6 protein-coding genes are annotated in these 6,286 nt (G+C 57.8%); 5 read left to right on the top strand and 1 reads right to left on the bottom strand.

Features of this window, described 5'->3' with window-relative positions; translation table 11 throughout:
• Both NW838_RS06285 and NW838_RS06280 read left to right on the top strand, forming a co-directional pair.
• On the top strand, positions 1–1,716 hold a 1,716-nt coding region (locus NW838_RS06285; protein ID WP_414427713.1), incomplete at its 5' end, for a BamA/TamA family outer membrane protein.
• 65 nt (positions 1,717–1,781) lie between these two features.
• Complete coding sequence (locus NW838_RS06280; protein WP_414358252.1) at positions 1,782–2,150, top strand: hypothetical protein; 369 nt, start codon at positions 1,782–1,784, stop codon at positions 2,148–2,150.
• Here the strand turns inward: NW838_RS06280 and NW838_RS06275 are convergent.
• Complete coding sequence (locus NW838_RS06275; RefSeq protein ID WP_414342888.1) at positions 2,147–3,229, bottom strand: Mrp/NBP35 family ATP-binding protein; 1,083 nt, start codon at positions 3,227–3,229, stop codon at positions 2,147–2,149. The two genes, NW838_RS06280 and NW838_RS06275, sit on opposite strands and share 4 nt — an antisense overlap.
• A 184-nt stretch (positions 3,230–3,413) precedes the next feature.
• On the opposite strand from NW838_RS06275, the gene NW838_RS06270 reads away from it, so the two are divergent.
• The 3 genes from NW838_RS06270 to NW838_RS06260 all read left to right on the top strand — a co-directional run bounded on the left by NW838_RS06270 (position 3,414) and on the right by NW838_RS06260 (position 6,231).
• Positions 3,414–3,701: a DUF6464 family protein gene (locus NW838_RS06270; protein ID WP_414358248.1), complete on the top strand. Its 288-nt coding sequence runs from the start codon at positions 3,414–3,416 to the stop codon at positions 3,699–3,701.
• A gap of 252 nt (positions 3,702–3,953) precedes the next feature.
• Positions 3,954–4,148, top strand: coding sequence for a CsbD family protein (locus NW838_RS06265; protein ID WP_414358245.1), 195 nt, complete (start codon positions 3,954–3,956; stop codon positions 4,146–4,148).
• Positions 4,149–4,377: 229 nt separating this feature from the next.
• Positions 4,378–6,231, top strand: coding sequence for an alpha-amylase family glycosyl hydrolase (locus NW838_RS06260; RefSeq protein ID WP_414358244.1), 1,854 nt, complete (start codon positions 4,378–4,380; stop codon positions 6,229–6,231).
• Positions 6,232–6,286 lie beyond the last annotated feature (55 nt).

Genomic DNA, 6,286 nt, shown 5'->3' with positions numbered 1-6,286 from the left:
GGAGAGCCAGAAGTGTTGGTAGCGGAGGTAGTGGTTGAGGGCACTGAAGATCCGGAGCTGATCAACCGGGTTTACAGCGTCATCCGCACCCGCGCCGGCGAGGTTTCCACCCGATCCCAGTTGCGGGAAGACATCAATGCCGTGTTTGCCACCGGATTGTTTGCCGATGTGCGGGCAGTGCCTTCCGATACGCCTTTGGGGGTGCGGGTCACCTTTGAGGTCAAGCCCAACCCCATTCTCAAAGCGGTGCGCACAGAAGGGGCGAAAGTTCTGGATCCGGAAGTGCTGCGGGCCGCCTTTGCCGACCAGGAAGGGCGGGTGCTCAACTTCGGCGAGCTGCAACTGGCTGTGGCCGAGATCGAGCAGTGGTACGCCGATAAGGGTTACGTGCTGGCCAAAGTGACGGATGTGCGCTCCTCTGAAGACGGCACCATCACCCTGGAAATCGCCGAAGGGGTGATCGAGGATATTCGCGTTCAGGGCAACACCAAAACCCGTGACTTCATCATCACCCGCGAGTTGAAGTCCAAGCCGGGGGATGTGTTTAACCGCAACCAAATCCAGGAAGACCTGCAGGCGGTTTTTAATCTCAACCTGTTTCAAGATGTGAATGTGGGGCTCAACCCCGGCCAGGATCCCGACAAGGTGGTGGTGGTGGTGAACGTGGAAGAACGTCGCACCGGCACTTTGGGAGGCACCATCGGCGTCAGCTCCGCCACAGGGGTCTTCGCCGGCCTCAACGTCTCCGAACAAAACTTGGGCGGCAACAACCAAAGTGCCAGCTTCAACGTGCAGGTGGGCACCAACGAAACCCTCTTCGACTTAAACTTCACCGACCCGCGGATTGCCACGCTGGACATTCCCACCTCCTACAACGTCAACATCTCCAACCAGCAGAGCTCCAGCTTTGTCTTTAATGAGGGATTCACCCTGCCCAATGGGGATCCCGTGCGCATCAACCGTCTTGGCGGCGGGGTGACTTTCTCTCGCCCGATTGGGGGCAATTGGCGGGCCAGCTTGGGCACCCGCATCCAATTTGTAGAAGCTCGCAACAGCAACGGGGAGCAGCAGCGCTTCGATGTGCTGGGCAACCCGATTACCTTCAGCGAGAGCGGCCAAGACAGCTACACCACCCTGCGCCTCGGCCTCATCAACGACGCCCGCGACAACCCCAACAGCCCCAGCCAGGGCTCGGTCTTTCGCATCTCCACAGAACAGTCGGTACGTCTGTTTCAAAATGGCTTGAATGCCAACCGCCTCGAGGCCGGCTACAGCCAGTTCATTCCCGTCAACCTGTTTGAAACCCGCAGCGAGCGACCGCAGGTATTGGCCTTTGATGTGCGAGCAGGCACGACCATCGGCGACTTGGCTCCCTACGATGCTTTTGCCATTGGTGGCGGCAACTCGGTGCGGGGCTTTTTCGAGGGGGGTATCGGTTCCGGTCGCAGCTTTGCTACGGCAACCGCCGAATTGCGCTTTCCCATTTTCGACCCGGTGGGGGCAGTGGTCTTTGCCGACTACGGCACCGATTTGGGCAGTGGAGCTGCGGTGGCCGGCAATCCTGCCCTGGTGCGCAACAAGCCGGGCAGTGGTTTGGGGCTGGGGGTCGGCATTCGCATCCAATCTCCCTTGGGGCCGCTGCGCATCGACTACGCGGTTGGGCAAGGCGGAGCTGGCCAAGGCCAACTGCACTTCGGCATTGGCGAGAAGTTCTGACTTGGCCGTGGATCGGCTGCCGGCTTGCTATGGTGGGAGCAGGTGCTCGTCAGTGGAAGCAACCCATGAAACAGCAACTTGGCCAATCGTTCCGCGGCGGATCCCTGGCGCTCCTGCTGGGCCTCAGCTTAGCCCTGGCAGGGTGTGGGCAACTGGCGCGGCTGGGCATCGGCACAACCCCCATCGCCCAGATCGAACAAAATCCCTCCCGCTACACCGATGTGTATATCCGCGGTCGCGTGGTCAACCAGATAGGAGTGTTCGGCCAGGGTGTGTATGAGCTCCAAGACAACAGCGGTTCCCTTTGGGTCATCACCGACAAGGGGCTGCCGGCCATGAACAGCACAGTGACCGTGCGCGGTAAAGCCCAAGAGGGGATTGTGGTGGGAGGACGCAGCTTCGGGGTCTCGTTGGTGGAAGCAGAGCGCTTCTAGCCTGCCCCCAAAGCCAACATGGAAACGCGGCCTGCCAAGGTTTTGGCAATCTGCTTCAAGGCCCGGGCTGAAGCCGACTCAGGTTGGCCGATGACAATAGGCGTACCCATATCTCCCCCTTGGCGCAGGGCGATTTCCAGCGGGATCCGCCCCAGCAAAGGGATCCCCAGCTCGCGGGCCGTGGTCTCTCCCCCTTCTGAGCCGAAAATATCGTACTGGCGATCCGGCAGGTCGGGCGGGACGAAGTAGCTCATGTTTTCCACAATGCCCAGGATGGGCACCCCCAACTGCCGAAACATGTTCAAGCCCTTGCGGCTGTCCAGCAGGGCCACCGATTGGGGCGTGGTGACGATCACAGCTCCTGCCAGCGGCACTGCCTGAACCAGGGTCAACTGAGCATCGCCGGTGCCGGGGGGCATATCCACAACCAAGTAGTCCAACTCTCCCCACTGCACCTGATAGAGAAATTGCCGGATCACCCCGTTCAACATCGGCCCCCGCCAGATCACCGGCTGATCCCGCCCCACCAAAAGGCCCATCGACACCATCTTGACGCCGTAATTTTCCAGGGGGAAGATATCCTCGCCGCCGTCCTCCCGTTTTTGCACAACCAGAGACCGATCCTGCAGGCCCAACATCAGCGGCACATTGGGGCCGTAAATATCGGCATCCAGCAGCCCCACCCGGGCCCCGCTTTGGGCCAGCGCCACCGCCACATTCACCGACACCGAGGTTTTGCCCACGCCCCCCTTGCCGCTGGAAATGGCGATGATGTTGCGCACACCGGGGATGGACTGGCGATTCGGCAGGGAAGGGGAACGGGGGGTTTCTGCCGTTACCGTAACATCAATGGCTTCGATGGGGGCCAGCTGGCGGATGGCAGCTTTGCACTCCTCCACAATGAATTCCCGCAAAGGGCAGGCCGGCGTGGTCAGTACCAGGGTAAAGGCCACTCGCCCAGGCTCGACGCGAATATCCCGGATCATGTTCAGTTCCACCAGGCTGCGGCGCAGCTCCGGATCTTGAACAGGGCGCAACGCCTCAAGGATGGCGGCAGCATCAAGGGTGGAGGTTGTCATGGAATCCAAAGGCCCAGTGGGTCAGTCCATATTTCACTCTAGTCGGTTTTTCTGCTGGGTTCTCGTCGGCAGGGAAGGACAGCTCCAAAACTGGCTGCCGCTCTAGCTCTGCCGAAACAAGCTGACTTAGGCTATCGGGGTCGGAAGGCGACACTCTTGAACGGGTGAGTGAAGGAGAACGATCGTGCAAGCACTGGTCATGGGAGTTGGTTTGTGGTTAGGGCTGACGTTCTTGGCGCAGTTGATCCCTCTGCTGGAAAAGAGTGGATCCCGTCGCTTCTCAATCCGGGACGAGCGCGCCCACCGGGCCGTACCAACTCTCTCTTGTGGCTTGCCCTGGGATCCCTCCTGCCGCTACTTTTCTCGGTCACCCCACCTGCCCTGCGCAGTGAACCCTCTGGGCCCCTGCCGTTGTCCCCACTACGCCGCGCTCCCAAAGAACTCCGCCCATCAGCCGTCGGACAATCGGTAGCCTGTGGCCCATTGGGGACATCGGGGAGATGAATTTTGGCGCCAGCTGAAGCGGGTGAGTTGCGGGCCGGCAGGGATCCGCTTGAAGAGTGTGGCCAAAAGCAGACCGGAACGGTGCCCATGAGAGCACTCCCAGTCTGAGGATTCTGTGCTAGCGTCTCTGCCGTGAGCACTTGCGCAATTGAATTGCAGGTTTATCGATTCAAAAGGCGTGCGAGCTGCTCGGTGTTATCAAGAGCTAGGAGGTACATCTGTGAGTATTCAAGACCGGATTGAAGCTACGGCCAAGAATATCGAGGGCAAGATTCAAGAAGCAGTGGGGGAGCTCACAGGGGATGAAAAGCAAAAACTAGAGGGCAAGGCCAAGCAAATGGAGGCTGCAGCTCAGCATGCCAAGGAAGATCTGAAAGATGCGGTGAAAGAGGGTATAGACAACCTTTTGGGTTAATTGGGTTGAGCAGATTGAGTCGCTCAGCGGAGCGAGCCTTCTGATGCAGGCACAACCTTCACTTGTTCACTTTGCGTAAAGAATGCTTTGAAGTTTGAGGATTGGCAACAGAAGCATCCTCTTCTGGGCTAAGGGCTAGAGGTAAAAGCTGGACTTGCAGCAGCCTCTGGCCTTTTTCAGTTTGTGTTCGTGTCTGTTGAGCTGTTTTTAAGGTGGGAGGGCTGCTTTTATGGAAACACTGAACCGGCGAGCGGATATTGTTGAGCCTTCAGAATCCTCTGGGGATCTGGAGTTTCTCTACACTCGCGACATTGAGTTCCGTCAGGAAACAATCTACTTTTTGGTGGTGGATCGTTTTTTTGATGGGGATCCGGAAAATAACGAAGGGCCGAACCCAGAACTTTATGATCCTCAAAGGCAAGACTGGGGCAAATACTGGGGTGGAGATCTACAAGGGGTAATCGACAAGCTGGACTATCTGCAACAGATGGGGATCACAGCCATTTGGCTCACGCCTTTGTTCGAGCAAGTGGAGCGATTGTTTATTGAAAGTGCAGCGATGCACGGCTACTGGACGAAAGACTTTAAGCGCATCAACCCACGCTACATCGCCAAAGGGGAGGATCCCTCGCTCAACAATCCGGCCCCTACCACTTTCGATCGGCTCATTGCGGAGATGCACAAGCGCAAAATGAAGCTCGTGCTGGACATTGTTTGCAACCACAGCAGCCCGGATACAGGGGGCGTCAAAGGTCAGTTGTTCGACGATGGGAAGCTCATTGCCGATTTCAACAACGATGTAAACCATTGGTACCACCACTACGGCGAAGTGACGAACTGGGAAGATGAGTGGCAGGTGCAAAATTGCGAGTTGGCCGGACTGGCGACGTTTAACGAAAACAATCCCGACTATCGCAACTACATCAAGTCCGCCATCAAGCAGTGGTTGGATCGAGGGGTGGATGCTCTGCGGGTAGATACTGTCAAGCACATGCCCATCTGGTTTTGGCAGGAGTTCAATGCCGATATCCAAACCCACAAGCCGGATGTTTTTGTTTTTGGAGAGTGGATCTACAGTGGCCCAGATGTGGAAGCTTCGGTGCAGTTTGCCAACCATTCCGGCATGACGATCCTGGATTTTGGCCTGTGCATGGCTATTCGGGCAGCTTTGGGGCAGGGGGCTGCTGAGGGCTTTCGCCTCGTCGATGACGTCATCGCCAAAGATTATCGCTACAACGGGGCTACAGAGCTGATCACCTTCATCGACAACCACGACATGTGCCGCTTCCAAACCCTAAACCCGGATCCGGAAATGCTGGCGGTGGCAATCGCCATTATCATGACCAGCCGTGGGATCCCTTGTATTTACTACGGCACCGAACAATACCTGCACAACGACACCGATGGGGGCAACGATCCCTACAATCGCCCGATGATGGAAAGCTGGGATCCCAACTCTCCACTTTATCGGCAGATTCGCCTGCTATCGGGGTTGCGCCGTCTCAACCCGGCGGTATCTTTGGGCAGCCAGTGGCGCAAATATCTGACAGAGGAGGTTTGGTGCTATACCCGTCGTTATCGGGATAGCCGCTGCTTTGTTGCCCTCAATCGGGGGGAGGCCACCCACCTGGAGCAGGTGGACACCGAATTTCCCGATGGGGAGCACACCTGTATCCTGACTCGCCAGAAGTTTACGGTCAAAGAGGGGAAGATCCACGGTTTGGATTTGCCCACCCGCGGAGTAATCGTCCTTAGCCATGTGGGAGAGCGAGTCAAGGGCCAGGTGATCGTGCGGGCCCAACTGAATGGGGTAAATACCCAACCGGGGGAATGGATTGTGGTCATCGGGGATTGCCCAGAGTTGGGCTATTGGGACATTGCTCGGGGCTACCCGCTGGAATACATCAACGCCAACACCTGGTTTGGGGAGATCCCTTTCAACGAAAGCGCCGGTAAAGCCATTGCCTACAAGTACGTTCTGCTGCGAGAGGGTCGTTCGCCGATCCGAGAAAACCTGGTAGCCCGCCGCTGGTTGCTGGCCGCCGAGGGAACGGTCAAGTGGCGGGATCGGTGGGCCGGTTGAAATGAACTACCCCACCGCATAGGCGGATGGGGTTTCCCCATCCCCTTGACGGCAG

It is taken from the genome of Synechococcus sp. R55.2 (assembly GCF_047462075.1).
Taxonomy (GTDB): Bacteria; Cyanobacteriota; Cyanobacteriia; order Thermostichales; family Thermostichaceae; genus Thermostichus.
The sequence above is the reverse complement of the archived record's forward strand: the minus strand, read 5'-3'. Positions and strand labels throughout refer to the sequence as shown.

What these genes read in the sequence shown, in the direction of transcription:
- NW838_RS06280 (WP_414358252.1), top strand. Translation starts at nt 1,782, where the DNA reads ATGAAACAGCAACTTGGCCAATCGTTCCGCGGCGGATCCCTGGCGCTC.
- NW838_RS06275 (WP_414342888.1), bottom strand. Translation starts at nt 3,229, where the DNA reads ATGACAACCTCCACCCTTGATGCTGCCGCCATCCTTGAGGCGTTGCGC.
- NW838_RS06260 (WP_414358244.1), top strand. Translation starts at nt 4,378, where the DNA reads ATGGAAACACTGAACCGGCGAGCGGATATTGTTGAGCCTTCAGAATCC.